Raw genomic sequence first — 25,146 nt, 5'->3', positions numbered from 1 at the left:
AGCGACCTCCTGCTGTCGCGAACAAGGTATCACAACGATATTTTAGGGGAAGGTGCAGTCTGCCTCTTGCGTGTGCAATGCCCGAACCCTAAGCCTGTCTGGTGAGCAAAATGATGACATATAGCGGGCATGCCCGCGCGATCGCGATCCTGGGCCTGCCACTTATCGGCGGGCATCTGGCGCAGTTTGCCATTGGCCTGACGGATACCGTCATGCTGGGCTGGTACGGGGTCGAGGAACTGGCAGCCGTCACGCTGGCAAGCAGCTACTTCTTTATCCTTTTCATGGTTGGCGGCGGTTTGGCCATGGCGATCATGCCGCTGGTTGCCGCCTCGGACGCGCAGGGTGATGACACGTCAATCCGCCGTGTAACGCGTATGGGGCTGTGGCAGACGGCGATGTTCGGCGTGTTGGCCATGGGCATGCTGTGGTGGTCAGAACCGATCCTGTTGCTTTTGGGGCAGAAACCGGATGTGGCGGGGCTGGCGGCCGAATACCTGCGAGTTGCGGGCTGGGGCATCTTTCCGGCGTTATGGGTCATGGTGCTCAAATCGTACCTAGCCGGGCTGGAGCGTACGCAGATCGTGCTCTGGATCACCGTTCTCGCGGCCGTCGTGAACGCCCTCGGAAACTATGCTTTAATCTTCGGCAATTGGGGGGCGCCTGAGTTGGGGATCATCGGCGCAGGTATCGCTTCGGTTCTGACGCAGCTGGTCTCGCTGGTGGCCGTAATTATCTATGCGCTCAAGGTACTGCCGCAGCATGCTCTGTTTCAACGCTTTTGGCGCCCGGATTGGGAGATGTTTGGCAAGGTGTTCAAGATCGGAGTTCCCATCGGTCTGACCAATCTGTCTGAGGTATCGATGTTTGGTGCCTCTGCAATGATGATGGGGTGGCTGGGCACCGTACCACTTGCAGCCCACGGAATTGCCGTGCAACTCGCCTCGGCCACTTTCATGGTGCATCTGGGGCTCAGTAGCGCCGCGACGATCCGGGCGGGCAATGCGTTTGGTCGTCAAGATCGGCCGCATATGGCCAAAGGGGCCGTGGTTGTGACAGTGATGTCGCTTGCGGTATCCGCCATTTCGATGGTGGTGTTCCTGACCTGTGCAGAGCCGCTCATCCAGCTGTTTGTCGAAAGCGATGAACCGAACCTGGCGCAGATCCTGGCGATCGGTACTGGCCTGCTGGGTATGGCAGCGCTGTTCCAGCTGGTGGACGGAGTGCAAGCCATTGCTCTTGGAGTGTTGCGTGGCGTACAGGATACAGCAGTACCGATGGTGATGGCGGCGCTCAGCTATTGGGCCGTAGGGATCCCTGCATCTTATGTCTTCGGCTTTGTTCTGGGAATGGAGGGCATCGGCGTCTGGTTGGGCCTTGTTCTGGGGCTGGCCTGTGCTGCGGTGCTGCTAATGGCTCGGTTCTGGAAGCGTTCGATCAAACAGGTTGGCAACGCGGCCCCGGCCGAGTGATCTGAACTGTCCCAGGTCAGCTCAGGCGACCTGTTGGTGAACTTCGATCACGTTGCCTTCGGGATCCATGAAAAACACTTGATGCCATTCCTTGGCAAACGTTGTCCCGTAGTCGGAATAAGGGATGCCGTTTTCTTCAAGCTTGCGCAGGAACGCAGGCAAGTCATCGGTGCGAAATGCGATATGGCCACGTTCCACCGGGTTGATCACCTGACCGTTCTTGAAGGCCACGTCAAAAGCCCGCTCGGCCAGATGCATCTGCATACCTCCATCCGTGGCAAAGCGGATCTTGCCATCAAATCCTAGTTCTTTGGTGGCTTCGGTCCGGGGGAAGTTGTCCTGGGGGATGTCGTCGAGCCCCAGAACATTGGTGTAGAAATCATGCAGCCGGTCTACGTCCTCGGACACAAAATTGATGTGGTGAAATTCCAGCTTCATTGGGCGGTGTTCCCGATTGGATTTACTTTTTGAGCAGTCGATCTGCCTTTTTGCGCACCAGCACCGACCGTAGGTCGTGCATTGCCAACAACAAGTCGTCGGTCACTTCTTCCAACTGTTTGTCCTTGGCTTTGGATTGCGCCCAATGGGTCACCTGATTGAGGTAGTCGACGGCGCGAAAGATGTCGTCGATATCGCGCTCGGTCAAGAGCGCGACACGATTTTTCATCCAGGCGTTGATTTCATGCATGTCCGCTTTGGTCAGCTTACGCCCGCCATGCGGTTTGATCTCGCCGTTGCGGATGTTGACGACGGCGATTTGCTCCATCTCGATCCGGCGCTGCCGGTTCTCGGTGTCGACGCGAAAGACAAAGGCGCCGTTGTCGCGGACGCGAAAATAGTATTCGGGCAACTCGGGGGCCATGCCTGTTCCTTTGTTTTACGTCAGCGACGCGCAGAACCGCTGGATGCGCGTGCAGGCCTCTTTCAGGGCCTCGTCCGATGTAGCGTAGCTTACCCGGAAGTTTGGTGAAAGCCCGAAGGCCGCACCAAAGACCACTGCAACATCCGCCTCTTCGAGCAGGGCGATGGCAAAAGTCTCATCACTGTCGATAAGGGTACCTTTGGGCGTGGTCTTGCCAATCAGACCAGCGATTGAGGGATAGACATAAAACGCGCCTTCGGGTGTGGGGCATGAAATCCCATCGATGGCGTTCAGCATTTTCACCACGAGATCGCGACGACGCACGAACAGTTCGTTGTTGGGGGCCAAAATCTCTTGCGTACCATTTAGCGCCTCAACCGCCGCCCATTGGCTGACCGAGCAGGGGTTCGAGGTGGACTGAGACTGCACCTTGCGCATGGCGGCGATCAGTTCCACTGGCCCCGCGGCATAGCCAATACGCCAGCCCGTCATGGCATAGGCCTTGGACACGCCATTGCAGGTCAACGTGCGCTCATACAGCTGCGGCTCGACTTGGGCAGGCGTGCAGAATTCGAACCCGTCATATGCCAGATGCTCGTACATATCATCAGTCATTACCCAGACATGGGGGTGACGCAGCAGCACGTCTGTAAGCTCTTTCAACTCCTCACGGCTGTACCCTGCACCGGTCGGGTTCGACGGCGAGTTGAAAATGAACCATTTTGTCTTGGGCGTGATCGCGGCCTCAAGCTGATCTGCGGTCAGTTTGAAATTGGTCTGGATCGAGGTTTCGGCAATCACCGGCGTGCCACCAGACAGCAGCACCATATCCGGGTAGCTGACCCAATAGGGGGCCGGGATGACCACCTCGTCGCCTTCGTTCAGCGTTGCCATCAGCGCGTTGTAAAGCGTTTGTTTGCCGCCCGTTCCGACTGACACCTGTGCTGGCGTGTAGTCCAGCCCGTGATCGCGCTTCATCTTGGCACAGACAGCTTGCTTCAGTTCAGGGATGCCGTCGGGCGCGGTGTACTTCGTCTTACCCGCGGCAATCGCGGCGACGGCGGCGTCCTTGATGTTCTGGGGCGTGTCAAAATCCGGCTCGCCCGCGCTCAGGCCAACAACGTCGCGTCCGGCGGCCTTCAACTCGGCGGCCTTGGCTGTCATTGCGATTGTGGGCGAAGGTTTGACGCGGGACAATGTCGCAGACAGGAAACTCATGGGCGGCCTCGGTTTGTATGTTGATCAAACCTGTCATAGGGTGCGCCCGAATGACGATCAAGTGATATACAGTTAGAGCGGCAGGAGAGCCCAGATGAGCACTGACAATGATTGGTTCGGACCGGATTCAGCAACCTTTGGGGATCGTGTAGCTGGCGCCCGCGAAGCGGCCGGGATGACGCAGGCTCAACTTGCCCGCAGACTCGGGGTGAAAAAGGCTACGATCTCAGGTTGGGAGCAGGACCTGTCCGAGCCCCGGGCCAACAAACTGTCGATGATGGCAGGGCTGCTCAATGTTTCAATCATGTGGCTTTTGACCGGCGAAGGCGAGGGCATGGAAGAACCTGCCGGAGAGGTTACCCCCATAGAAGGGTTGTCTGACGTGGTAATGGAGCTTCGGGCGATCCGAGCCGAGATGCGTGCAAATGCAGAACGCGCCGCGCGATTGGAAAAACGTCTGCGGCAGATGCTGGGGCAACCCTGATGGCCGAACTGCTGGAACATCGGCTCAAACGACTGAAGATGAGGTCGATGCGCCGAGGTATCAAAGAGATGGACATCATCTTGTCGGCCTATTGTGATCTGCGTCTTCAAGAGATGGATCCAGGACAACTGGATTTGTACGAGGCGATGCTGCAAGAAAACGATCAGGACCTCTACCAATGGGTCACGGGACAGGTTGTTGCTCCCGAGCCATTTGGTGAACTGATCGCGGACGTCGCCCAAACGTTTCAAAAATAACACAGTTTTCAGCTTAACTGATTCTTTGGCTTTTGCGCTCATTTTCTGATGAAAGCAGAGCGAGTCGGAGAAACGGATGAGTATGGAGATGCAGATTGCCCCGACCGGCAACAAGGGGTTCATGACCAGCTATCTAGAAACGCTGGCATTGGTCGAAAGACTACACCGCCTGTTGCTGGATGTGATCAAGGATGAATTCGAACGGGTCGGCGTTTTGGAAATCAACGCGGTTCAGGCGCTGTTGTTGTTCAATATCGGGGACAACGAAGTGACGGCGGGCGAATTGAAAAGCCGTGGCTATTATCAGGGGAGCAATGTCAGCTACAACCTGAAGAAGTTGGTCGAAATGGGGTATATGCACCATCAAAGGTGCGAAATTGACCGCCGTTCGGTCCGGGTTCGGTTAACGACAAAGGGGCGCGATGTTCGCGATGTGGTTTCGGAACTGTTTTCGCGTCACGCCGAGGGACTGGAACAACGAGCCGTGATTGACGCCTCTGGGATTGAGGACATTACGCGTTCGTTGAAGCGGGTAGAAAGGTATTGGACGGATCAGATCCGGTACATCTATTGATCCGGAGTAGGCGTTTTTTCGGATAGGGCCGATGCGTGTGAAATCACAGCGATTTCCACAAATGCGTCCAATCCCAACAACGCCTGTCGCTGAAAATAGACGACGAGCTGTCCGACCCGCACTTGCCGCGTATCGGTGCCGTTTTGAACATCGGTACCGATCGTAAGTGTGTTTATCGTTCGAACTTTGGGTTCTAGTGTTTCTTAGATGGCTTGGGGGTGGAATTTATGTCCCGTCTCCCGAAATGCCCAACATATTTTTTCCCACACTTGGTCACTCGATCCAGTTGCAAAGCACCAAATCGTATTGCGGATCTGACGGCCGTGCCGACTGGGCATACAGATGCGCGGCAAGGAGCGTTGCGCTGATAGACAGCGCAACGCCAGGTAGTCGGATCACCAGTGGCCGACGCTTTCCATGCTAGCCCAAGGCTCTGCGGGAGCCAACGCTTCCCCGTTCTGCAACAGCTCGATGGAGATGTTGTCGGGCGAACGAATAAAGGCCATCCTTCCGTCGCGAGGTGGGCGATTGATGGTTACACCGTTGTCCTGCAGCAATTGGCACATTCCGTAGATGTCATCGACGCCATAGGCCAAGTGGCCAAAGTGGCGGCTGTCGCTCGGCAGCTCATCGTCTCCATCCCAATTGTAGGTCAGCTCTAGCGGGGTTTCGTCCTGGCCGGGGGCGGCAAGATAGACCAATGTGAAACGCCCTTGTTCGCTGTCGTAGCGACGAATTTCCCGCAGGCCGAGAAGTTCATAGAACGCCATGGATTTTTCCAGATCTTTGACGCGCACCATTACGTGCAAATATTTAAGGCTCATGTTTTTCTCCGCTTCGTTCAGACGCGACTCTAGTGGGATGTTGCGGACGCGCCAGAGGGTGGCGTCAAAAAATCAGAATTTGGATTCAATTCCCAGTGAAACAGAAAACTCTCGAATATCAAATCGGCTGATGTTCGAGTTCTTTTTACCTGTCCTAATTCGCAGCATCGGAGCAAACCCGGCATAATCGTATCGATCAAAAAACAAGCTGACATCGCCATAAATTGACGTGTCTTGACGCCCACCCGGAGCCAGCAGGAAACCGACCGCATAGCTGGGATAGTCAGTGTATCCCAAAACCAAACCTGCACTCAGCTTGGCTGGGCCGACGGCACGTCCAAGGTCATAAGCAACTCGAACTGATGCGGCTCTGAAAGTCCCGGTGAACCAACGGGCTCGTGTGTCCCTGTACGCCATACTCACCGACAGATGATTGCCCTTTCCGACCGGTCGACGATAGAGCGCACCAAAGCCGATGATGTCTGCATCATTTGTTCCGAACCGTTCAGCAAACCTGGTTTCAGCAAGCGCATTGAGACGCAGATATGCACCGTCAGCCATGCGCCACGTTCTTTCCCCGCCCAGACGTGCAAAGTTGTAGCTGCGCTCTCCGCCATACCATGACGTGCCTAAAGCGAAATCTACCGCCGCCGAGCCGAGTTTTTCAGCCGGGCCTGCAACAAAGGCATGGCGCAGGTTAACTTCGCCAAAGGTCGAGGCATACTGAGATGCCGTCACTGTCGGCGCGATGGCTTTTGCATCAGACGAAAACGAGACACGCTGAACATACAATCGACCCGCCAATGTTGTCAGGTTTTGGTCTGATTGTTGGAGCCGATAGGAACTGGTCACATCAACGATGCCGATGACTCCAGACAAAGCACGTGCGGCGCCACTCAGGCGTCCAACCACTGGCACGCCGTCGATGATCTGTAGGGCTGTATCGGCCCCGTTGTTGATATTGCTCGACGGCTTGATCTCTCCCCGGATACGAAAGGCCCAAGGGTTGATCCGCCGAAGTTTTTTATAGTCGGCAGCGATGGCTTGTTCAGCTTTTTCATCCGGTGCGTGAACGGCCGTACGGCGAAGCCAAAATTGGGCTGCTGTGGGACGACCAGCTTGCACCGAAAGGCGTGCCGCCAATTGCGCTGACTGGAACAAGGACGCTTGATCCCGGGAGTTGCGATAGGCAAGGGCGGCAGATTTGCGACCAGCCTCGGGGTCATTCAGTCGCGCATATGCCGTTGCTTGCAAGTAGTGCAGCAGGGGGTCTTTGGGTTTGGCCTGCAGCAGGCCGTGCGTCATTGTTAAGGTCACCTCTGGTTGACCAATGCGCAGCGCTTTGACGGCGGTTGCGAAAGCCTGGTCCAACGTCAGCGTATGGGTTTGTTCCTCGGCATAAGCTGCAACGGGTGCAGCAAGCAAAAGAGCAGCCGCAAAAAGGGCTGCTCGCAAGGGACTACGGTGTCGGTTGATTACAGATCGGGTCGGCATTAGCTGTGCCACATTGAGCCAGAACAAAAACACCGTGCTCGATTGCAGTGCCCGAAACATTATCGATGTGATTGGTCGCTTCCAAAGCACCTGCGACGGCCGAAGCATCTTCTCCACCAAACACCCCGGCGTAGGTTCCGACACTATCGGTCGATCCGACACGGACTTCGCCATTGAAATGTCCGGTTTCATCAATGTCTCCGGGGAACAGGGACAGATTGTCGATTTCACCAACACCATCGACCCAATTCCGGTCGTAGACGATGCCGTTGACGCTGTTGTCTGCAAAGTCCGCGTTCAAGAAGATTAGTCCTGTTACCTCGGCGACCTGAGTGGGTCTCACATCAGCATCCGTTCCTGGTGTGACCGGCAAAAGATCCCCGCCATCCCCTGCTGCGTTGAGCACGCCAACATAATTACCGGCATAGCTGACAAGTCCACCGGACGGCGTAGTTGCGGGTGGGTCATAGGCGCCATCGCGACCAAAGTTTGCACCAAGGATGACCGAGTTAAACTGCGGACCTGACCCAACAACCGCCGCATGCACTCCGTCGCGTTCCCGAACGAACGCGGTGAAGTGACGATCCAACGAGCTGTCCTGGGCAGTGTAGGCTTCATAACCTGGAACATCCAAGCTAGGCTTACGTGTGTAGACCGCTTCGAACGGTGTTTCGTCAAGCTGGCTACCGACCACAGTAAGGGTTTGATTGGCCGCATCATAGCTGACGCTGGTTACATTGCCCGCAATTGCTTCGGGCACTTCAGGCGTTGTCGGGACGGGATCAGGGTCCGTTTCCTCTGTATTGAAAACATCACTGCTGCCACATGCCGACATCGCAGCCACCGCTGCGATACCAAGCCAAAACCGCTTCATCTGCCTCAACCTCTGTTTATAGGTTTTTTTACGCACGCTGGGTGACTTGCTTGAAAAAGTCAATGCGCTTACGCGTCTTGCCTGTAGACCGTGACCTAAGTGTGACCTTGATATTGCGGTTCACCCCGCTGCCTTGCCCATATATAGTTTGAAAAAGAGAGATTCTCTGAGAACACCAAGGAGCCCCGCCTATGCCATTGTCGCCCGAGCAACTTGCCGAAATCGAAGAGCAACGTACGCATTCGCAGACGACACTTCGGACAGTATCGCCGGGCATGGAAACGCACCTTTATTCTGCAAAGCAGGTGCTCGACCACGGATTTGTACGGGTGATCGACTACATGGGAGACGACGCCGCGATTTGCCAAGCGGCACGTGTGTCCTATGGCAAGGGTACAAAGTCCGTTCAGAATGACGAAGGGCTGATCCGATATTTGATGCGCCACTGGCATTCAACTCCATTCGAGATGTGTGAGCTGAAGTTGCATGTAAAGCTGCCGGTCTTTGTCGCGCGTCAGTGGATTCGCCACCGTACGGCGAACGTCAACGAGTATTCCGCCCGGTATTCCATTTTGGATCGGGAGTTTTACATCCCTGCGCCGGATCAGATGGCCGCGCAATCCGTGATCAACAACCAGGGCCGCGGCGAGGCACTGCAGGGCGAGGAGGCCGCGCGTGTTCTGGATATCCTGAAGGGGGATTCGATGCGGGCTTATGATCATTATGAAGAGATGATCAGCCAAGAAGGCCAGCAAGGCTTGGCACGAGAACTAGCGCGCATGAATTTGCCCGCCAACATCTATACGCAATGGTATTGGAAAGTGGATCTGCACAACCTGTTCCACTTCTTGCGTCTGCGGGCGGATTCCCATGCACAATACGAAATCCGGGTGTACGCTGATGCAATATGCGAGATCGTTGCGGACTGGGTACCCTTTGCTTACAAGGCGTTCGAAGACTATCGCTTGGGTTCTGTGACAATGTCGGCGCAAATGGTTGATTGCATGCGCCGAATGCTCAAGGGAGAGCAGGTCGTTCAGGAAAATTCGGGCATGTCAGCTCGCGAATGGCGCGAATTTGAAGATGTCGTCCAGGGCAATTGAACTCGATAGGATTCATTTGCGCTGCACAATCGAGGAAGCGGAGCGCATACGTTGTGTCCCAATTCACGATGGACCACACCGCAAATATGCCGACTGCGCGGATGTCGGGTCTATACAGAATTTTCGTAAGATCATGTGCGTGGGGTAAAGTATATCGGCGGCTGCTCACCTCAGCCGCCGATTAATGCGCCGCCCCACTGAAGCTGGGAAGGCGCGTCTTGTTAGAAACTCACAATGGCTTCAGATCGGATGCCATCTGGCGACCGTCGCGTCCATCCTGAAGTTCGTAGGCAACTTTTTGATTGTCAGCCAAGCCCGTCAGGCCCGAACGTTCCACAGCAGAAATGTGGACAAAAACGTCCTTTCCGCCTTCGTCAGGTGCGATAAAGCCGTACCCTTTAGTCGTATTAAACCATTTCACGGTGCCGGTAGGCATGTCCCGTGTCTCCTTCTACTTTCCACGTTTCCCCTAATTTCTCGGGGGTGCGAACAGCATAACCGACCGTTCAGGCGACCGGCTCATACACGTCAAGGCGGAAGTCTGATGGTGTGTTACACCGACGACAAGATCGCATGGTGCGTTCAAAAATCAAGCGAAAGGGGGTGAAATTCTGTTGTTTGATAGATATTTCAGCATCCTAGAATGGAGAAAATATGAAACTCTACGGGATCAAAACCTGTGACACCTGCCGTAAGGCTTTGAAAGAAATAGAAGAAATGGAATTTGTCGATGTGAGGGTTGACGGGTTGCCGAATGACGTCCGAGATGCCGCGCTGACGCAGTTTGGCGACAGTCTGCTGAATACAAGGTCTACAACCTGGCGTGGGCTGGACGACTCAGAGCGTTTGCGACCCAAGAAGGACCTTCTTGCAGCACATCCGACATTGATGAAGCGCCCGTTGATTGAAGCAGATGGACAACTTTATCTTGGTTGGACTACCCAAACCCGATCTGCCCTAGGTTTGGCCTGACGACTGCTTGGTAGGCACTGAATAATAAGGAGAACATGATGCGTAATGCCGCTCTTGTTTTGGGGGTCATTGCCGGGTTGATCGGGATGATCGTCGGTTTTTTCAGTTTCGGCTATGTCGAAGCGGTCCAGCACTTTGGAGAGGTGGATGGATTCTTTGAACAGGTTGAAAACTCGGATCTGATTCAGCTGATGTCCATCCTTGCACCTATGCTGGCCATCGCCGGTGGTGCTATGGCCCGCTCGCGGGCCTTGTGGGGTGGGGTGCTGCTGCTGATTTCAGCTGGTGGTATGTATTATGCCTTTGGGTTCAACGTGTTCACCATGTTTCCGGTTGCCTTTGCGGCAGTTGGCGGCTTGCTTGCTATTTCAGCGGGCAAACCGGATGAGCCCCAGGCACATTTCTAAACAAATACACCGCCCCTAAGGGCGGTGCATGACACTCATTACCAAAATGTTCTGGGCAAATCAGGCGACTGCCGGTTCACCGCGTTTCCGAAACAGGGCATCGACGGACAGTGCTCCGGCACCTTTGAAGACCAGCACCAGCATCAGGAAGGTCCACATCACACGCTGATCGACCAGCGTCAGTGTGTTGTCGAACAAACTGCCCAGTTTTACACCATGACCGGTGATGTCGACGATGGTTTGCACCCAGATGAAACCGATCATGCCCAATGCGGCTATGCGGGTGAGCAACCCGACGAGGATCAGGGCAGGCAGGACAAATTCAGCCACGGTGCCAAAGAAAATCACCAGACGCTGAAAGATGTTCATCTGACTCACGTCCCACAAGACCTCTTCGGCGGCCTTGGGGAAGATCTGGCCAAATGCACCAGCTGAAGCAGAGAAAATCGAGCCATCGATTTTGAGCATTGCCGAGTTCCAATAGTAAAACAGCAAGACGGCGACAAATGTCAGGCGGGCCAGGGTCGGGACCATGAAGTCCGACATACGGTCCAATGAGTTGAGCGCCGTTGTATAGCGCGAGACAAGTGCGTGCATGGCCTTATCCTTTGGTCGTGAGTGTGATGATTGCGCCGCCTTGCAACAACAGGGCTAGCGTTGCGCCGAGGTCAAAACCGGGAAAGAGACCTTCAGCAATTTCATGAGCTTCGCCGATGGATTTACCAGCCATCAGCGCGTCTATCCAATCGGCACCGCCGGGGAGAGGACATGGGGCTCGGGGTCAAACTCGACCCGGGTAATCAGTACATCTTCGGCCGCCGCTTGTGGTTTTGGGCTGCCTTCTACGGTGTTAAATGTCCAGATGCTGGCAATGGGCCATTGCGAGCGGATAAGGCCCATCGCAGGAGCGAATTCCACAGTGGCCGCCATCAGAACTTCGGGGTCGATGGCCAATTCTTCGGGCGAAATCGGTGTGCTGTCGGCGGCGTGGTATGACCGGCGCAGGGCCAGCTCCAACCGGGCCACATCCGGCAGGTAGCCAAGATGAGACAACTGCTGCATACCGGCCAGAAACTCGGGGAAAGCTTCACCATAGTGCATCATCAGCGGCGATGAAGGCGGATGTTGGCGCAGGAATATCCCTGCCAACCCGTCCATGTTCTGCGCACCGAGCAGCTTGGTAATCACTGGAAAAGCCTGATGCATCGCCTCAGTCAGCGAGACTGCGACGTTGTTGCGGTAGACGTTGAACCGACGACCGGCCGGGCCGTCTTTGGCGTCCAGCAACCCATCCGGGACGGGTTTCGCTGAATCCAGAAGCGCGGCACGAAACTGATCCTGGGTGACGTTCATGCCGGTACCCGCTCCAGCGCAGCCTGGCCTCGCTCGGCCTCGGCCCGAAGGATCGGCCAGTCGGGAACATCGGTGTCCCATTCGATGAGCAAGGGTTTTGGGCCCGAGCGTTCCAGCACGTAATCAAGTAGGGACCAAACCGGATCGACTACCTCGCGCCCGTGACTGTCGATCAGCAGTGGTTTGCCGTGGTCGTCTTCATCCTCGTCGTGGCCACCCAGATGGATTTCCCCAACCAGGTCAAGCGGGTAGGCGTCGATGTAGCCTTGGGGAGAGAATTCCAGATTGGTGGCCGAGACAAAGACGTTGTTCACATCGAGCAGCAGGCCACAGCCGGTCCGCCGCGCCACCTCGCGCAGGAAATCGGGCTCAGACCAGGTGCTTTCAGCAAAGGCCAGATAACTCGACGGGTTTTCGAGCAGCATCTTGCGGCCCACGTGTTCCTGCACCTGATCAATGTGGTCACAGATCCGGGCCAGCGAGGCGTCAGTATAAGGAAGGGGCAACAGATCGTTCAGAAACTCTGCTCCGTGAGTGGACCAAGCCAGGTGTTCTGAGAAACTTGCCGGGTTCAACCAGCCGATCAGTTGCTTGAGCCGACCCAGATGGTCGGCATCCAGCGGCCCTTCTCCGCCGATGGACAGGCCCACACCGTGGACCGAAATGGGAAAACGTTCTGCCATATGGCGCAGTTGCGCCAGTGGGCGGCCGCCGTCCCCCATGTAGTTTTCCGCGTGAATTTCCAGCCAACCCACGGGGCCTGGGTTTTCAAGAATGTCCGAGAAATGCTGCGGTTTGTACCCGACCCCAGCCGTCGCGGGCAGGTGGTTCGATTTGCGGGTATCGTCCAGCATGTCAGGACCTCAGGGAAATGCTTGAAAAGATTGGTAAAGGGGCGGGCGATTTGCGCCACCCGCCCCCAGAATTCGTCTTGATAAGCAGTGCGGCTTATGCCTAGCAGGTCGCGCTCTTGCGCTTCCAACGAACCTTGGCGTGCGGAGCCGTCTGCCTGAGCAGGCAGTTCCATGGTTTCGCAGGTGCCTGCATCAACCAGGGTCCATGCGTTGCCCTGATAATCGACAGTCGAGGTGCCCGCGCATGTGGTGCCGGGGCCTGCTGCGCAGTCATTTTCGCCAGCCAGCGAAACGCCATAGCATTTCTCTTTGGCCTGCGCGCTCACGGTGGTGGTGGTGGCAGCCAGAGCTGCTGCAACTGCGCCTGCAACGGCAAGGGTTTTGACTGTGTTCGACATCTCGGTAAATCCTCTTGGTGATTTCGGTGTGTCTGTTGTTGACACTGACAAGGTAGCCCCTCGTCAGCCGGGTTTGAATTCACGAGCCCGTGTCTCACGCGCGCGTCAGCCCATGTCATGGCAGAGCACTTGTTAATATTTTGTTTTTATAGGGGATTTTTTGAAATGTTACAATCCGGCCCTTAAATCGGGGCCGGATTGCAGGTGTTTTTTCGCCGAATGTTACAGAAGATCCGGTGGTGTTGCCTCGGTCGACAGGGCATTTGTTACATCGATCAGGCTTTCGACACTGGTGCGCTTATCACCCAAGCGGCGAACCGACACGGTGCGCTCTTCAACTTCGCGATGACCCACGGCCAAAATCACGGGCACTTTGCCGACCGAATGCTCGCGGACCTTGTAGTTGATCTTTTCGTTGCGGATGTCGGCCTCGGCCCGGACACCAGCAGCGCGCAGGGTCTCAACCACCTCGTTAACGTAGTCATCTGCCTCGGATGTGATCGAGGCGACAACCACTTGACGCGGTGCCAGCCAGAACGGCAGCTTCCCGGCGTGCTCTTCGATCAGAATGCCGATGAAGCGCTCGAACGATCCCAGGCAGGCACGGTGCAGCATATAGGGGCGATGTTTCGATCCATCCGCACCGATGAATGTTGCGTCCAGCCGTTCGGGCAAGTTGGAGTCCACCTGAAGGGTGCCACACTGCCAGGTCCGGCCGATGGCGTCGGTTAGGGTGAATTCCAGCTTCGGTCCATAGAATGCGCCTTCGCCCTCGAGGATCTCATACTCATAGCCGGCGGCCTTGCAAGCCTCACCCAGTGCTTTCTCCAAGAAGTCCCAGCTCTCATCCGACCCGATCCGCTTTTCAGGGCGGGTGGACAGCTTGATGGTCCAGTCGTGGAAGCCCAGATCGGCATAGACCTTGGACAGGAAGGCAATGAACTTGGCGGTTTCCGGCTCGATCTGATCCTCGGCACAGAAGATGTGGCCATCGTCCTGAGTGAACCCACGCACCCGCATGATCCCGTGCAGAGCGCCTGAGGGTTCATACCGCGCGCAGGACCCGAACTCGGCCATGCGCAGTGGCAGGTCGCGATAGGATTTCAGGCCCTGATTGAACACCTGCACGTGGCAGGGGCAGTTCATTGGCTTCAGCGCATTGATCGCCTTTTCGCGGGCATGCTCTTCGTCCACTTCGACGATGAACATGTTTTCCTGGTACTTGTCCCAGTGGCCCGAGGCCTCCCACAGTTTGCGGTCAACTACTTGAGGCGTGTTCACCTCGACATAGCCGTCACGCTCCTGCATCCGGCGCATGTAATCCTGCAGGGTGGTGTAAATTTTCCAGCCGTTGGGATGCCAGAACACCTGACCGGGGGCCTCTTCCTGCATGTGATACAGGTTCATTTCGCGGCCCAGCTTGCGGTGGTCGCGCTTGGCGGCCTCTTCCAGCATGTGCAGGTGCGCTTTCAGCTTTTCCTTGCCGGTGAAGGCCACGCCATAGATGCGCTGCAGCATCGCGCGGTCGCTGTCGCCACGCCAATAGGCGCCCGCAATGCTCATCAGCTTGAAGGCGTCACCCGGGACCTGGCCGGTGTGCTGCAGGTGCGGGCCGCGGCACAGGTCTTGCCAGTCGCCGTGCCAGTACATGCGCAGCGGTTCGTCACCCGGAATGGCGTCGATCAGCTCGACCTTATAGGGCTCGTTGTTTTCGGTGTAGAAATCGATCGCGCGCTGACGATCCCAGACCTCTGTGGTCACAGCGTCGCGCTTATTGATGATTTCCTTCATCTTTTTTTCGATAGCACCCAGGTCCTCGGGGGTGAACGGCTCGGCGCGGTCAAAGTCGTAATACCAGCCGTTATCGATCACCGGGCCGATGGTGACCTTGGTGTCGGGCCAGATTTCCTGCACCGCACGCGCCATGATGTGCGCCAGATCGTGGCGGATCAGCTCGTTGGCTTGATCCTCGTCCTTCATGGTGTGAATGGCGACTTGCGCGTCGGCATTGATGGGCCATTGCAGGTCCCAATGCTGACCGTCGACAGTGGCCGAGATGGCCTTTTTCGCCAGAGAGGTCGAGATATCGGCAGCCACCTGCACAGGGGTTACGCCTGCGTCATAGGAACGTGCATTGCCATCGGGAAAGGTGAGAGAGACGGATTTTGAATCCAAGGCCATGATTTGGCTCTCCTCGTCGGTTTGGCGCCCACAGAACGCCCGGTTGCGGGTTATGGTGTAGGGCTCACATCGCAAGGAGTGCGTGCAGTGTCAAGTGTCTGGCGAGGGGGAACCGCCCCCTCGCGCGTTCTACTGAACCTCAGCGAAGCTTTTTACGGATCATGCTGCACTGAATGCGGCGTAGGCCATCAGCAAGGTGCAGATCCATCCTGCAGTGAACAGGATTGGGCGCAGCGGCATCTTCGCGTAACCGCTGATCATGCCCAGAGCATGGGCAACCCGAATCCAGAAAAATGCGATAGTGGCCCAATATGTCAGGCTGCTGTATCCGCCAACCCGGTCGATGATCAGAACGAGGATGGCAAAAGGGATGGCTTGCTCCAACAGGTTCAGATGCGCGCGATGCGCCCGTTGAACCCAAGGCCGCAGGCGCTTGATGTCCGCAGGGCTATCAAAGGCGTCTTCTTCGGACGGATCGGAACTGATGCCGACGACATAGGGAATCCACATCGAGGCGGCGAGGATCATCAGGCAGGTAAGAATACCAAGTTCGGTGCTCATGACGTGACCTCCTTAAGCAAAGCCAAAGCGCTTGGTGTCGGACGGACCAACCTCGAGAAAGGATTTGAGCGCTGATGCCAGTCGTGCCCATCCTTCGCCGACCCCTTCGTGACCGACTGGGACATCGTAGTGTTCTATGGTCAGTTTCATTGCGCTTCCTGAAGGTTCCAACAGATACACGCACCGCGAAGTCGGAGCATCGGGACCAAAGAAGTGCGGGGTAAAGGTCATTTCGATCCGATCTTTGGGAGAGATGTCGAGCACATCCAGTTCCAGCATCGGGTTGCCATCTGGCAGAATGTACTTTTGCCCGCCGCCCGGGGCCAGGTCGCCGTCAACGTTTTGGCAGGCGAAGTGATACTGCGCTGCAAGCTCGCCTTTCGTCAGCGCGTCCCACAGCTGGTCTTGGGTTGTTTCAATAAAGGTTTGCATCATGAAATCGGGTTTTGCCATTGGGCCGTGTCCTTCCAGTTTCGCTTTCAAGTCGATCACTGCTCGCGCTGCCGATTTGACGATCAAGGGTTCGATCCACCGGTCTATGGCTTCCTGCAGGGGCACAGCGTTCAGGTAATGATGTTTGAACCGTCCCTGCTTGCGGGTCACGATCAGTCCGGCCTCTTCCAAAACACCCAGATGCTTCATGACCCCGAACCGGGTCATGTCCAGATCGTCCTGCAATTGTTGCAGGCTTTGTCCATCCTGGGCGCGCAACCGATCCAGCAATTCACGCCTGGTCGGATCAGCAAGAGCCTTGAAGATCATGTCCATGGAATCAGTTATACGTGATTAGATAGTCACGTGACAAGATGGTCACCTATAAAAGCTGATTGCAGCCGCTGCCGTGGATTTGCATGATCGGGTAAACGTGAAGGAGACCGACGTGCCAGCAACAGATTTTCTGAAGACCGCGCAAGGCCGATCCTTGGCCTATCACAAGACCGAAGGGCAGGGGCCGACCGTAGTGTTTCTGGGCGGGCTGAAGTCGGACATGGAAGGCACCAAAGCTGTCCATCTTGAGGCTTGGTGCCGTGAACGGGGGCAGAAATTTCTGCGGTTCGATTATTCGGGGCACGGCGAAAGTTCGGGCATCTTCGACGAGGGCTGCATAGGTGACTGGCACGAAGACACGCTAGAGGCAATTGATGCACTCACGGACGGTTCGCTGATCATCGCGGGATCGTCTATGGGCGGATGGCAGGCGCTGCTTTTGGCCCGCGAACGGCCAGAACGGATAGTAGGGATGGTTACCATTGCTGCGGCGCCCGACTTCACCGAAGACGGCTGGTGGGCCGGGTTCGATGATGCGCAGCGCCGAATGCTCGAAGCCGAGGGACAAGTTGCCTTGCCGTCGGATTATATGGAACCCTACATCGTCACCAAGCGGATGATTGAGGATGGGCGCAACCGGTTGGTGTTGCGGTCTGCGCTTAAACTGCCGTTTCCGGTACGCTGCCTGCAAGGAACGGCGGACACGGCCGTTTCGACGGAAACGGCGCTCAAATTGCTGGAGCATGCAAACTGCGACGACATGCGATTGTTGCTGGTCAAGGACGCGGACCACCGGTTTTCGGACGGCCCTTGTCTGGGACTGATGGAACAGGCGGTTCTGGACGTCATCGAGACCGTTAGATGAGGTCCTTCGGAAAATTTCTGGGGCGATTGCTGCTTGGTCTGTTGGTTCTGGTAGCTTCAGTTTTGGTCTTTGGCCCGCGCGAAGAAGTCGATCTGGACCCGGATTTTGAAGCTCGCAAATTTGGTGAGGGCGTGCAGGTCTATTTTGAAAGCATAGAATCCGGTTTTGACGACATTGTACCGGGCACAGAAAAGCGCGTGATCTGGCAACCAGGGGCGAAAGAGCAGCGAACCCCTTACTCCATACTCTACATTCACGGATTTTCAGCTTCGTCCGAGGAAATCAGGCCAGTCCCGGACAAGGTTGCTAACGCATTGGGCGCCAATCTGGTCTACACGCGGCTGCAAGGCCATGGTCGTGGGGGCGCTGCAATGGCCGAAGGGACCGCGTCGGGTTGGATGAGGGATACCGCCGAAGCTCTCGCCGCGGCACGGGCGGTCGGCGACAAGGTCGTGGTTCTCAGCACTTCAACAGGTGGTACCCTGATCGCGGCAGCTGCACTGAACCCAGAGTTGTCGAAAGATGTTGCTGCGATGGTATTCATCTCTCCCAATTTCGGCATAAACGCACCTGCCACTTGGATACCCTCTCTGCCAGGAGCACGCATCTGGCTGCCACCGCTGATGGGGGGAACCCGAAACCCACCGTCTGGCGAGACTGACAAGGACACATATTGGAGCACCGATTATTCCTGGGAAGCGATCGTTCCCTTGACAGTTATCGTTCAAGCCGTTGTGGATTTGAATTTTTCCAAGGCAAAAATACCTGCGTTGTTCCGGTTCTCGGACAACGATCGGGTCGTGCGGGCCGACATCGCGCGCGAGATTGCGGCGCAATGGGGTGGACCAGTTGAGTTGCAGCCTGTGACCATGGGGCCGGGCGATGATCCGTCCTCTCACGTGATTGCCGGTGACATCATGTCTCCGGGGCAAACCGATCCTACGGTGCAAGACGTTTTGGCGTGGCTCAAGTCGTTGGAAATAGAATGATGGAGCAGCGGGTCAGCCTAATCACTCTTGGTGTTTATGACCCGACAACGGCGGCAGAGTTCTATGAGGCGATGGGATGGCAAAGGGTGGATACTCCTGATGGAGTGATTGCGTTTGACCTGGTTGGACAGGTGTTGGGACTTTACCCGATTAATGCGCTTGCCGACGAAATCGGTGTTGCTGCCGAAGCTTTGGGGCAGGGGGCCATCACGCTCAGTTACAACTGTCGAACCAAGGGCGAAGTGGCCAATGTTTTGGACGCAGCACAAGAGGCCGGTGCCGATATTCTCAAACCTGCTCAGGATGTTTTCTGGGGCGGACATCACGGGTATTTTCGTGCACCGGATGGCACCATTTGGGAAGTCGCTCACAATCCGTTTTCGTCCCTGCGCGAGGATGGCGCGTTCCGTTGGAACGGGTACTAGGCATGAGCTGGGTTGAGGCTGTTTGCGATAATGTTGTGCAACGCCTGCCGAAAGACGAGCATGGCGGGTTCAACGATCACGCCACGACGGCTTGGCAATTCGGCTGTATGCTTCTTGAGGCTTGTGGTTATGCCGAAGCACGGCCATGGGGCGCAGCTGAATTGTCAGCACCCCGGGTGCCTGATCAGTTACCTATAGTGGAAGATGTCGCCGTCGCCGTTTTGGCCGTTGCCGGTCAATGCAACGAAATCAGTTGGCGGCAAATGGACGGGGCGCCGGTTCAACGTCGGCCAATTCGTACCGCTGGGGCAACGTGGACTAACGTAGCGGCCGAACCGCCCAAGGTTCTGCCCCCCAACGTCGCCGCGAGCGGTGGGTTTGGACCCGCGTGGATCAGTACCGAGGTGCACAGAGTTTTGGAACTGTTGGGAGTGATTCACGAGGGCACCTGGACCGAGCAGGCACATACATTGCTGTTGCGCGAACAACCGTCGGCTTGGGGCATGACTGTCCCGGAGGAAGAGATCTTTCAAGTTGCTTTCCAGACGTGTTTGCGCACGATGCCGAGGGATGTGAAAGAGGCCATTGGGGCAATCTCGCGGCCTGCGACTGAACGTTGGATTGAAGAGCGTACTGACGCACATTTGGCACTGTGTGAGAATTGGGCCGCAGAGGTACGCAAGCGCGGACAGGATCCCAAAAGGCCAGAGGTCGACAATCTGCGACGTCACCTAAGAGAAGCATGGCCAAGACTGCAAACCCATGCAGTGGAGCTACTGTTCTATGCCCGATGGCGTCTATCGCTTGGCTGGGACCCCGCGGGAGCAAAGCTTTTGCCGCTGTTTCACGACCGCCTCGCCAATCAGATGGCCAAAGCGATAATTGAGGAACTGAACTGATGCGCAAACCCGGCAGTATGTGGAGCCTTGAAACACTTGGTCGGGTACGGCTGTCGCGGCACTTCTTCATGCGGGACTTTCTTTATTCCGAGATCGGGAATTTTCATCAAAAACAAAATATTCCGGACAATCCTGATCTGGCGATCGAAACGGGGCGTGCGTTCTGTGAAACGCTGATGGACCCTTTGGAAGAGACCTTTGGTCGGGTCGCCGTTCGATCCGGTTATCGTTCGCCATCACTCAACCAGTTTGGCAACGACAGAAAACTAAATTGCGCCCGTAACACGCACCCACTTGAATGTCATATATGGGACCGTGGGGAAGGAACGGATCGAATTGCAGGTGCATCAGTGGTGATCCCGTGGTTTGCCGACCAATACGAACGGGGTCGGGACTGGCGCGATCTAGCATGGTGGATGCATGACCATCTTGATTTTTCAGAGATCTGGTTCTTTCCCAAACTATGTGCATTTAACCTTGTCTGGCGCCCTGAACCCCTGCGCCGGATCGACAGTTACATCGCTCCGCGCGGGCGGTTGCTGAAAGCCGGGGAGGCCCCTGATGAAACCCAGGAGCAACGATGCAGGCGCTATAAGGATTTCCCTGCCTTTCGAGGAATTCAATATCCGTGAAGTGACTCTTGCCTGTGGGCCGCAAGTTTCGCATTCTGCGGAAAAATCAAATGCATGGGACAGTGTTATGATCCGTTCTTGGCTGGCGGTATCCAAATATGGTTGAGCCGCTTGTTTTGTTGCCGGGCATGATGAGTGATGCCCGATTGTATGCACATCAACTCTTGACGCTTGGCCGCGAACGCGTGGTCATGGTGGCCCCTATTCACATGGAAGAGAGGGTAGAAAAAATCGCTTCGGCATTGCTTGATCAGTTGCCGCAACGATTTGCCCTGGCTGGGCTGAGTATGGGGGGCATCGTCGCGATGGAGCTCGTTCGTCGGGCGCCCGATCGCGTTACACGACTGTGCCTCATGGATACGGACGTGCAGGCAGAAACCCCTCAGATCGCCGCCGCGCGAGAACCGCTGATCGTTGGCGCCAAAACTGGTCGTTTGGATGAGGTGATGCGCGAAGCGGTGAAACCCGAATTTTTGGCACCCAATCCCAATCGCATGCAAGTGTTGGAGCAGGTTTATGCAATGGCCCGCGACATGGGAGAAGAGGCGTTTGTACGACAATCACGTGCCTTGCAGCGGCGCCCGGATCAACAGGGGACGTTGCGCAAGATCAAAGTGCCCACGTTGGTGTTGTGCGGAGCTCATGATGGGCTGACCCCGGTGAAACGGCACAGTTTCATGGCAGATCTGATACCAGGAGCGGAATTGCAGGTCATTGAAAACGCAGGTCATCTTCCTACCCTTGAAACGCCAGATATCGTTACTCAGGCATTGACCCGGTGGCTGCAAAAACCTCCACTAGACCAGTTGTCCTCCTGAAACACTTGTAAGACTTTGGGGACAACACCCAAGACAGGGCTAAAAAAGCCGAACCTCAGGAATAAAGAGCGTCTCGTTCCGATTTGTCGATGACACGGGGTTCTACAACAGGTGCTCCAGAGGCCGCATCAAAAAACGGCGTATGTCGCCACCGCCCGGTTAGTCGCGCCACTGCCATTCGTTTGACCAGAGGCCACGCCGCGCGAGCCGCAGTTTCATGCTTTCGGCTGCCGTCGGCGGCAGGAACAAACGCTTTCGAGACCACGGGTCCCAGGCGTTCAGGATCGTCAAACCGATTTACATTCATTCCGGCGAAGGGGTTTTAGCCGATTTCAGTGTCGTGCATATCGGTGTGCTGCAACATTTGGCATACCACCGAAATATGCCCCTGGGACTTAGCCTTATCACAGCCAGATGCTCGGCTCCTTGCTCGATGACTAAGGTGTCGGGGCTGAGTTGAAAGATATCGACGGGATCCGGAGCCGGGTCAGGTTGCTGAAAATACAACTCCCCCGCTCGGCAATCGGAACAATAACAGACGACATGGGTACCGGATTTCACGCCCTCGGCGGTGACGTGCCCTTTGAGCGCGCCGCAAGAACACGCAAAACCGAGGGGCCCGTCTTTCCCCCGAGCAGCCAAGGTCAGGCTGCCGTGTTTTTGTTGGCTGCCTTGCGAGGTGACTTGCGCGCAGGCTTGCTAGGTGACTTGCGTTCGGCGTTTGCGTTCATGAAGTCGATGACCAGAGGGCGGATGTTGTCGCGCCAGCTGCGGCCCGCGAAGATGCCATAGTGACCCGCACCGGGTTCAACGTGGCTCGCTTTCTTGCTGTCGGGCAGTCCGGTACACAGGTCCAATGCTGCAATACACTGCCCCGGCGCCGAAATATCGTCGTTGGCGCCTTCGACAGTTTTAACAGCAACGCTGGTGATCTTGCTCATGTCCACCTTGTGCCCGTTCACAACGAATTCATTCTTGGCGATTTCACGCTTCTTGAAGACCCGTTCTACCGTCGAAAGGTAGAACTCGGCTGGCATATCCATGACAGCCAGATACTCGTCATAGAATCTGTTGTGTGCGTCATGGTCCGACGCCTCGCCGCGCATTACGCGCTGGATCTGGTCGGAGAAGGCCTTGGAGTGACGCTCACCGTTCATCGACATGAACGAGGTCAGCTGTAGTAGACCAGGATAGACCATGCGGCCCACACCTTTGTACTTAAAGCCCACACGCTGGATCATCGTTTCTTCGAGCTGACCCATAGTCACACGGCGGCCGAAATCGGTGACTTCAGTCGGAGTTGCATCCGGGTCAACAGGACCGCCGATCAGAGTCAGAGACAAGGGCTGTGCATCCGGGTCCTGTTCGGCTAAATAGGCAGTGGCAGCCAATGTCAAAGGAGCGGGCTGGCAGACGGCGATTACATGGGTATCGGGGCCCATTTCGCGCATAAAATCAACCAGGTATTGTGTGTAGTCTTCGACATCGAATTTGCCTGCGGAAACCGGGATGTCGCGTGCGTTGTGCCAGTCGGTGACATAAACTTCGCAGTTAACGATCAGGCTCTTAACGGTCGAACGCAACAAGGTGGCGTAGTGTCCGGACATCGGCGCCACCAATAGAACCTTGCGAGGCTGTTCTTCGCGCCCATTGACCTTGAAATGCACCAAGTCGCCAAACGGGCGCTCAACAACTGTCGCGATATCGACCAGGTGGTCTTTGCCGTCTTCGCAGGTAAAGGTTCGGATGCCCCAATCTGGCTTGACGACCATGCGCTGGTATGTGCGTTCTGTCACCTCGCCCCAAGCCGCCATCCAGCTCAACGCAGGGTTTGGCATCATCGAAAAGACAGGGTACGATGCGAGAGAATTTGCCGATGCGCCCAACCATTGATTGGTGTTGCGCATGGTTTCCATGAAGTCGTAGGTCATCATATAGCGCATAAATGGGTCTCCTAATTGATAGCACCGAACAGTTCGGACCATTCGTCGCTTTGTTCCCACAAACCCACGACGTTATTCTGCATAGCAGCGAGAGTAAGAGGGTTTCCTTAAAATGACAACTAGCCAAGACACCGCACCGGAATTGACCGGTGAACACCTTGATCGACTTAAGGAAAATATGGCCAAAGTCGAAACTCTGTCAAAACGGCTGGTCGAAGTTATGGCCAGCAAAAAGCCTCACACGCCTGCTTTGGACGGCCCGAATCAAGAGCTTTTCGCACGAGCAGCAACTGCTTATTGGAGCGAGGCAATACAAAACCCGGCCAAGCTTTGGGAGCAGCAAATAGAGTTCTGGGGGAAATCGGTTCTGAATTTTGCCGATGCCCAGAAGGCACTTGCCAGTGGCGGAATTGAAACCGACGGAGAAAAATCCAAAGATCGCCGCTTTGCCAACCCGATGTGGGACAACAACCCATATTTTCACTTTATCAAGCAACAATATCAGACCAACGCTCAGGCCATCTCGCAGGCTGTGGAAGCGGTGCAGGATGATCTGGAAGAAAAGGACCGGCGACGCCTGAACTATTTTTCGCAGCAGATCATCGATCTGATGGCGCCGACCAATTTTCTTGCGACCAATCCGGATGCCTTGGAAAAGGCGGTTGAAACTGAAGGGCAGTCACTGGTCAAAGGGCTTGAGAATCTGGTGGCTGATCTTGAGGCCAACGATGGTGAGATGGTAGTCCGCCTTGCGGACGAAAGTGCCTTTGAACTGGGTGGTAATATTGCCACAACTCCTGGTGAGGTGGTCTATCGCAACAAAATGATCGAGCTGATCCAGTACAGCCCGGTCACAGATACGGTCTGTGAGACCCCGATTGTTTTGTTTCCACCGTGGATCAACAAGTTCTACATTCTTGATCTCAAGGCGCAGAACAGTCTGATAAAATGGGTTGTCGAGCAGGGGTACACTCTCTTTGTCGTTAGTTGGGTGAACCCTGACCAGTCTTATGCCGACATTGGCATGGAAGACTATGTTCAAGACGGGTTCTTGACGGCGATCGAAACGGTCAAGGATATCTGCAAGGTTAAGCAGGTGAACGCGGTGGGGTATTGTATCGCCGGAACGACACTTAACCTGACCTTGTCGTTGTTGAAGCAACGTGGTGACAAGTCCATCAAATCCGCGACATTCTTCACCACTTTGACGGATTTTTCGGAGCAGGGTGAGTTTACACCGTTTCTGCAGAACGATTTCATTGATGGGATTGAGGAGCAAGTAAGCAGGGACGGCGTCTTGCGATCCTGGGTGATTGGACGGACGATGTCCTATCTGCGGTCAAACGACTTGATTTATTCACCTGCGATCCGAAGCTACATGCTGGGTGAAACACCCCCTGCCTTTGACTTGCTGTACTGGAACGGAGATGGCGCAAACTTGCCCGCAAAGATGGCCATGCAGTACTTGCGCGGTCTGTGTCAGCGAAATGAATTCGTGACAGACGGCGTCGAGTTGATGGGCCACAAGCTTCACATCAGCGATGTCGATGTTCCGCTCATGGCCATAACATGTGAAACTGATCACATTGCAGCATGGAAAGATTGCTACCGTGGGGTGCAGCAGATGGGGTCTCGATCGAAATCCTTCGTGGTTTCCGAGTCAGGGCATATCGCTGGCATTGTGAACCCGCCGAGCAAAAAGAAATACGGTCATTACACAAACCCTGACCTGACCCGGGATGCAGACACTTGGATGAAAGAGGCTGACTATCACGAAGGATCCTGGTGGCCGATGTGGGAGGCGTGGCTCAAGAAGCGGTCTGGAAAGCAAATACCTGCACGTGAACCAGGCGATCTCGAAGCACCCGCCCTTGTCGCCGGCACCCGGAACCTATGTTGCCGTAAAGGCAAGTTATTGA

The 25,146-nt window shown here is 55.8% G+C and carries 28 protein-coding genes and 3 pseudogenes; 14 read left to right on the top strand and 17 right to left on the bottom strand.

What is annotated here, in order from left to right:
• The first annotated feature begins 113 nt into the window (after positions 1–113).
• Positions 114–1,472 (top strand): MATE family efflux transporter, encoded by a 1,359-nt coding sequence (locus ACZ1HE_RS16295; protein ID WP_472624513.1) that lies wholly within the window; start codon positions 114–116, stop codon positions 1,470–1,472.
• 21 nt (positions 1,473–1,493) lie between these two features.
• Here the strand turns inward: ACZ1HE_RS16295 and ACZ1HE_RS16290 are convergent, their stop codons facing one another.
• From ACZ1HE_RS16290 to ACZ1HE_RS16280, 3 genes are read right to left on the bottom strand one after another with little or no spacing between them, the layout of a single operon-like run.
• Positions 1,494–1,910 (bottom strand): VOC family protein, encoded by a 417-nt coding sequence (locus ACZ1HE_RS16290; protein WP_472622450.1) that lies wholly within the window; start codon positions 1,908–1,910, stop codon positions 1,494–1,496.
• Between the two features lie 22 nt (positions 1,911–1,932).
• Positions 1,933–2,334: a hypothetical protein gene (locus ACZ1HE_RS16285; protein WP_472622448.1), complete on the bottom strand. Its 402-nt coding sequence runs from the start codon at positions 2,332–2,334 to the stop codon at positions 1,933–1,935.
• A gap of 15 nt (positions 2,335–2,349) precedes the next feature.
• Positions 2,350–3,552 (bottom strand): pyridoxal phosphate-dependent aminotransferase, encoded by a 1,203-nt coding sequence (locus ACZ1HE_RS16280; protein ID WP_472622446.1) that lies wholly within the window; start codon positions 3,550–3,552, stop codon positions 2,350–2,352.
• A gap of 94 nt (positions 3,553–3,646) precedes the next feature.
• Here ACZ1HE_RS16280 and ACZ1HE_RS16275 point away from each other — a divergent pair, with 94 nt between their 5' ends.
• From ACZ1HE_RS16275 to ACZ1HE_RS16265, 3 genes are all read left to right on the top strand, one after another.
• Positions 3,647–4,036, top strand: a complete 390-nt coding sequence (locus ACZ1HE_RS16275; protein ID WP_472622444.1) for a helix-turn-helix domain-containing protein — start codon at positions 3,647–3,649, stop codon at positions 4,034–4,036.
• Entirely contained in the window at positions 4,036–4,293 is a 258-nt protein-coding gene (locus ACZ1HE_RS16270) for an FAD assembly factor SdhE (protein ID WP_472622442.1), read from the top strand. Before ACZ1HE_RS16275 ends, ACZ1HE_RS16270 begins: the two co-directional genes overlap by 1 nt.
• Before the next feature lie 76 nt (positions 4,294–4,369).
• Complete coding sequence (locus tag ACZ1HE_RS16265; protein ID WP_472622440.1) at positions 4,370–4,867, top strand: MarR family winged helix-turn-helix transcriptional regulator; 498 nt, start codon at positions 4,370–4,372, stop codon at positions 4,865–4,867.
• A gap of 395 nt (positions 4,868–5,262) precedes the next feature.
• Here the strand turns inward: ACZ1HE_RS16265 and ACZ1HE_RS16260 are convergent, their stop codons facing one another.
• The 3 genes from ACZ1HE_RS16260 to ACZ1HE_RS16250 form a co-directional block, all read right to left on the bottom strand.
• On the bottom strand, positions 5,263–5,691 hold the full coding sequence (locus tag ACZ1HE_RS16260) for a VOC family protein (protein WP_472622438.1): 429 nt from the start codon (positions 5,689–5,691) through the stop codon (positions 5,263–5,265).
• Positions 5,692–5,763: 72 nt separating this feature from the next.
• Positions 5,764–7,146: a hypothetical protein gene (locus tag ACZ1HE_RS16255; RefSeq protein ID WP_472622436.1), complete on the bottom strand. Its 1,383-nt coding sequence runs from the start codon at positions 7,144–7,146 to the stop codon at positions 5,764–5,766.
• Positions 7,147–7,150: 4 nt separating this feature from the next.
• Positions 7,151–8,059: a thymidylate synthase gene (locus tag ACZ1HE_RS16250; protein ID WP_472622434.1), complete on the bottom strand. Its 909-nt coding sequence runs from the start codon at positions 8,057–8,059 to the stop codon at positions 7,151–7,153.
• Between the two features lie 191 nt (positions 8,060–8,250).
• Here ACZ1HE_RS16250 and thyX point away from each other — a divergent pair, with 191 nt between their 5' ends.
• Positions 8,251–9,162 (top strand): FAD-dependent thymidylate synthase, encoded by a 912-nt coding sequence (thyX, locus tag ACZ1HE_RS16245; RefSeq protein WP_472622432.1) that lies wholly within the window; start codon positions 8,251–8,253, stop codon positions 9,160–9,162.
• A gap of 229 nt (positions 9,163–9,391) precedes the next feature.
• Here thyX and ACZ1HE_RS16240 read toward each other — a convergent pair whose 3' ends face one another.
• Positions 9,392–9,598, bottom strand: a complete 207-nt coding sequence (locus ACZ1HE_RS16240; protein ID WP_085796749.1) for a cold-shock protein — start codon at positions 9,596–9,598, stop codon at positions 9,392–9,394.
• A gap of 218 nt (positions 9,599–9,816) precedes the next feature.
• On the opposite strand from ACZ1HE_RS16240, the gene ACZ1HE_RS16235 reads away from it, so the two are divergent.
• Both ACZ1HE_RS16235 and ACZ1HE_RS16230 read left to right on the top strand, forming a co-directional pair.
• Positions 9,817–10,134, top strand: a complete 318-nt coding sequence (locus tag ACZ1HE_RS16235; protein ID WP_472622430.1) for an ArsC/Spx/MgsR family protein — start codon at positions 9,817–9,819, stop codon at positions 10,132–10,134.
• Between the two features lie 38 nt (positions 10,135–10,172).
• Positions 10,173–10,541 (top strand): hypothetical protein, encoded by a 369-nt coding sequence (locus ACZ1HE_RS16230; RefSeq protein ID WP_472622428.1) that lies wholly within the window; start codon positions 10,173–10,175, stop codon positions 10,539–10,541.
• Between the two features lie 60 nt (positions 10,542–10,601).
• Here ACZ1HE_RS16230 and ACZ1HE_RS16225 read toward each other — a convergent pair whose 3' ends face one another.
• From ACZ1HE_RS16225 to ACZ1HE_RS16195, 7 genes and pseudogenes are all read right to left on the bottom strand, one after another.
• A complete protein-coding gene (locus ACZ1HE_RS16225; RefSeq protein WP_472622426.1) occupies positions 10,602–11,138 on the bottom strand; it encodes a DoxX family protein in 537 nt (178 codons plus the stop codon).
• Between the two features lie 4 nt (positions 11,139–11,142).
• A pseudogene (locus tag ACZ1HE_RS16220) lies at positions 11,143–11,894 on the bottom strand (HvfC/BufC family peptide modification chaperone).
• On the bottom strand, positions 11,891–12,748 hold the full coding sequence (bufB, locus tag ACZ1HE_RS16215; protein ID WP_472622424.1) for an MNIO family bufferin maturase: 858 nt from the start codon (positions 12,746–12,748) through the stop codon (positions 11,891–11,893). Before bufB ends, ACZ1HE_RS16220 begins: the two are co-directional and overlap by 4 nt.
• A gap of 104 nt (positions 12,749–12,852) precedes the next feature.
• Positions 12,853–13,146, bottom strand: a pseudogene (locus ACZ1HE_RS16210) (BufA1 family periplasmic bufferin-type metallophore); the annotation flags it as partial.
• Positions 13,147–13,368: 222 nt separating this feature from the next.
• Positions 13,369–15,327 (bottom strand): threonine--tRNA ligase, encoded by a 1,959-nt coding sequence (gene thrS / locus ACZ1HE_RS16205; RefSeq protein ID WP_472622422.1) that lies wholly within the window; start codon positions 15,325–15,327, stop codon positions 13,369–13,371.
• A gap of 159 nt (positions 15,328–15,486) precedes the next feature.
• Positions 15,487–15,888, bottom strand: a complete 402-nt coding sequence (locus ACZ1HE_RS16200) for an MAPEG family protein (RefSeq protein ID WP_472622420.1) — start codon at positions 15,886–15,888, stop codon at positions 15,487–15,489.
• A gap of 12 nt (positions 15,889–15,900) precedes the next feature.
• Positions 15,901–16,656 carry an ArsR/SmtB family transcription factor gene (locus ACZ1HE_RS16195; RefSeq protein ID WP_472622418.1) on the bottom strand — a complete coding sequence of 252 codons (756 nt, stop codon included), beginning with the start codon at positions 16,654–16,656 and terminating at the stop codon, positions 15,901–15,903.
• Between the two features lie 112 nt (positions 16,657–16,768).
• Here ACZ1HE_RS16195 and ACZ1HE_RS16190 point away from each other — a divergent pair, with 112 nt between their 5' ends.
• From ACZ1HE_RS16190 to ACZ1HE_RS16165, 6 genes are all read left to right on the top strand, one after another.
• Entirely contained in the window at positions 16,769–17,521 is a 753-nt protein-coding gene (locus ACZ1HE_RS16190) for an alpha/beta hydrolase (protein WP_472622416.1), read from the top strand.
• Complete coding sequence (locus ACZ1HE_RS16185; protein ID WP_472622414.1) at positions 17,518–18,510, top strand: alpha/beta hydrolase; 993 nt, start codon at positions 17,518–17,520, stop codon at positions 18,508–18,510. The genes ACZ1HE_RS16190 and ACZ1HE_RS16185 overlap by 4 nt, the downstream gene beginning before the upstream one ends.
• Positions 18,510–18,935, top strand: a complete 426-nt coding sequence (locus tag ACZ1HE_RS16180) for a VOC family protein (protein WP_472624511.1) — start codon at positions 18,510–18,512, stop codon at positions 18,933–18,935. The genes ACZ1HE_RS16185 and ACZ1HE_RS16180 overlap by 1 nt, the downstream gene beginning before the upstream one ends.
• 2 nt (positions 18,936–18,937) lie before the next feature.
• The gene (locus ACZ1HE_RS16175) at positions 18,938–19,834 is read left to right on the top strand and encodes a hypothetical protein (protein ID WP_472622412.1); all 897 of its coding nucleotides are present in this window, start codon (positions 18,938–18,940) and stop codon (positions 19,832–19,834) included.
• Between the two features lie 17 nt (positions 19,835–19,851).
• A complete protein-coding gene (locus ACZ1HE_RS16170; protein ID WP_472624509.1) occupies positions 19,852–20,466 on the top strand; it encodes a hypothetical protein in 615 nt (204 codons plus the stop codon).
• A gap of 98 nt (positions 20,467–20,564) precedes the next feature.
• Positions 20,565–21,284, top strand: a complete 720-nt coding sequence (locus ACZ1HE_RS16165) for an alpha/beta fold hydrolase (protein WP_472622410.1) — start codon at positions 20,565–20,567, stop codon at positions 21,282–21,284.
• Between the two features lie 55 nt (positions 21,285–21,339).
• Here ACZ1HE_RS16165 and ACZ1HE_RS16160 read toward each other — a convergent pair whose 3' ends face one another.
• From ACZ1HE_RS16160 to phaZ, 3 genes are all read right to left on the bottom strand, one after another.
• Complete coding sequence (locus ACZ1HE_RS16160; RefSeq protein WP_472622408.1) at positions 21,340–21,591, bottom strand: hypothetical protein; 252 nt, start codon at positions 21,589–21,591, stop codon at positions 21,340–21,342.
• Positions 21,588–21,845, bottom strand: a complete 258-nt coding sequence (locus ACZ1HE_RS16155) for a DUF6151 family protein (RefSeq protein ID WP_472622406.1) — start codon at positions 21,843–21,845, stop codon at positions 21,588–21,590. Before ACZ1HE_RS16155 ends, ACZ1HE_RS16160 begins: the two co-directional genes overlap by 4 nt.
• Before the next feature lie 83 nt (positions 21,846–21,928).
• The gene (phaZ, locus tag ACZ1HE_RS16150) at positions 21,929–23,227 is read right to left on the bottom strand and encodes a polyhydroxyalkanoate depolymerase (protein WP_472622404.1); all 1,299 of its coding nucleotides are present in this window, start codon (positions 23,225–23,227) and stop codon (positions 21,929–21,931) included.
• 112 nt (positions 23,228–23,339) lie between these two features.
• Here phaZ and phaC point away from each other — a divergent pair.
• Positions 23,340–25,146, top strand: a pseudogene (gene phaC / locus ACZ1HE_RS16145) (class I poly(R)-hydroxyalkanoic acid synthase).

This window comes from Falsiruegeria sp. JB4-1, from assembly GCF_055693495.1.
The sequence above is the reverse complement of the archived record's forward strand: the minus strand, read 5'-3'. Positions and strand labels throughout refer to the sequence as shown.

Excerpts from the sequence above, each read along its gene's own strand:
- ACZ1HE_RS16285 (WP_472622448.1), bottom strand. The coding sequence starts at position 2,334 with ATGGCCCCCGAGTTGCCCGAATACTATTTTCGCGTCCGCGACAACGGC.
- thyX (WP_472622432.1), top strand. The coding sequence starts at position 8,251 with ATGCCATTGTCGCCCGAGCAACTTGCCGAAATCGAAGAGCAACGTACG.
- ACZ1HE_RS16180 (WP_472624511.1), top strand. The coding sequence starts at position 18,510 with ATGGAGCAGCGGGTCAGCCTAATCACTCTTGGTGTTTATGACCCGACA.
- ACZ1HE_RS16165 (WP_472622410.1), top strand. The coding sequence starts at position 20,565 with ATGGTTGAGCCGCTTGTTTTGTTGCCGGGCATGATGAGTGATGCCCGA.
- ACZ1HE_RS16295 (WP_472624513.1), top strand. The coding sequence starts at position 114 with ATGACATATAGCGGGCATGCCCGCGCGATCGCGATCCTGGGCCTGCCA.
- ACZ1HE_RS16175 (WP_472622412.1), top strand. The coding sequence starts at position 18,938 with ATGAGCTGGGTTGAGGCTGTTTGCGATAATGTTGTGCAACGCCTGCCG.
- thrS (WP_472622422.1), bottom strand. The coding sequence starts at position 15,327 with ATGGCCTTGGATTCAAAATCCGTCTCTCTCACCTTTCCCGATGGCAAT.
- ACZ1HE_RS16270 (WP_472622442.1), top strand. The coding sequence starts at position 4,036 with ATGGCCGAACTGCTGGAACATCGGCTCAAACGACTGAAGATGAGGTCG.
- ACZ1HE_RS16240 (WP_085796749.1), bottom strand. The coding sequence starts at position 9,598 with ATGCCTACCGGCACCGTGAAATGGTTTAATACGACTAAAGGGTACGGC.
- ACZ1HE_RS16250 (WP_472622434.1), bottom strand. The coding sequence starts at position 8,059 with ATGAAGCGGTTTTGGCTTGGTATCGCAGCGGTGGCTGCGATGTCGGCA.
- ACZ1HE_RS16265 (WP_472622440.1), top strand. The coding sequence starts at position 4,370 with ATGAGTATGGAGATGCAGATTGCCCCGACCGGCAACAAGGGGTTCATG.
- ACZ1HE_RS16230 (WP_472622428.1), top strand. The coding sequence starts at position 10,173 with ATGCGTAATGCCGCTCTTGTTTTGGGGGTCATTGCCGGGTTGATCGGG.
- phaZ (WP_472622404.1), bottom strand. The coding sequence starts at position 23,227 with ATGCGCTATATGATGACCTACGACTTCATGGAAACCATGCGCAACACC.
- ACZ1HE_RS16225 (WP_472622426.1), bottom strand. The coding sequence starts at position 11,138 with ATGCACGCACTTGTCTCGCGCTATACAACGGCGCTCAACTCATTGGAC.
- ACZ1HE_RS16260 (WP_472622438.1), bottom strand. The coding sequence starts at position 5,691 with ATGAGCCTTAAATATTTGCACGTAATGGTGCGCGTCAAAGATCTGGAA.
- ACZ1HE_RS16200 (WP_472622420.1), bottom strand. The coding sequence starts at position 15,888 with ATGAGCACCGAACTTGGTATTCTTACCTGCCTGATGATCCTCGCCGCC.
- ACZ1HE_RS16275 (WP_472622444.1), top strand. The coding sequence starts at position 3,647 with ATGAGCACTGACAATGATTGGTTCGGACCGGATTCAGCAACCTTTGGG.
- ACZ1HE_RS16235 (WP_472622430.1), top strand. The coding sequence starts at position 9,817 with ATGAAACTCTACGGGATCAAAACCTGTGACACCTGCCGTAAGGCTTTG.
- ACZ1HE_RS16195 (WP_472622418.1), bottom strand. The coding sequence starts at position 16,656 with ATGGACATGATCTTCAAGGCTCTTGCTGATCCGACCAGGCGTGAATTG.
- ACZ1HE_RS16170 (WP_472624509.1), top strand. The coding sequence starts at position 19,852 with ATGTGGAGCCTTGAAACACTTGGTCGGGTACGGCTGTCGCGGCACTTC.
- ACZ1HE_RS16280 (WP_472622446.1), bottom strand. The coding sequence starts at position 3,552 with ATGAGTTTCCTGTCTGCGACATTGTCCCGCGTCAAACCTTCGCCCACA.
- ACZ1HE_RS16185 (WP_472622414.1), top strand. The coding sequence starts at position 17,518 with ATGAGGTCCTTCGGAAAATTTCTGGGGCGATTGCTGCTTGGTCTGTTG.
- bufB (WP_472622424.1), bottom strand. The coding sequence starts at position 12,748 with ATGCTGGACGATACCCGCAAATCGAACCACCTGCCCGCGACGGCTGGG.
- ACZ1HE_RS16290 (WP_472622450.1), bottom strand. The coding sequence starts at position 1,910 with ATGAAGCTGGAATTTCACCACATCAATTTTGTGTCCGAGGACGTAGAC.
- ACZ1HE_RS16160 (WP_472622408.1), bottom strand. The coding sequence starts at position 21,591 with ATGAATGTAAATCGGTTTGACGATCCTGAACGCCTGGGACCCGTGGTC.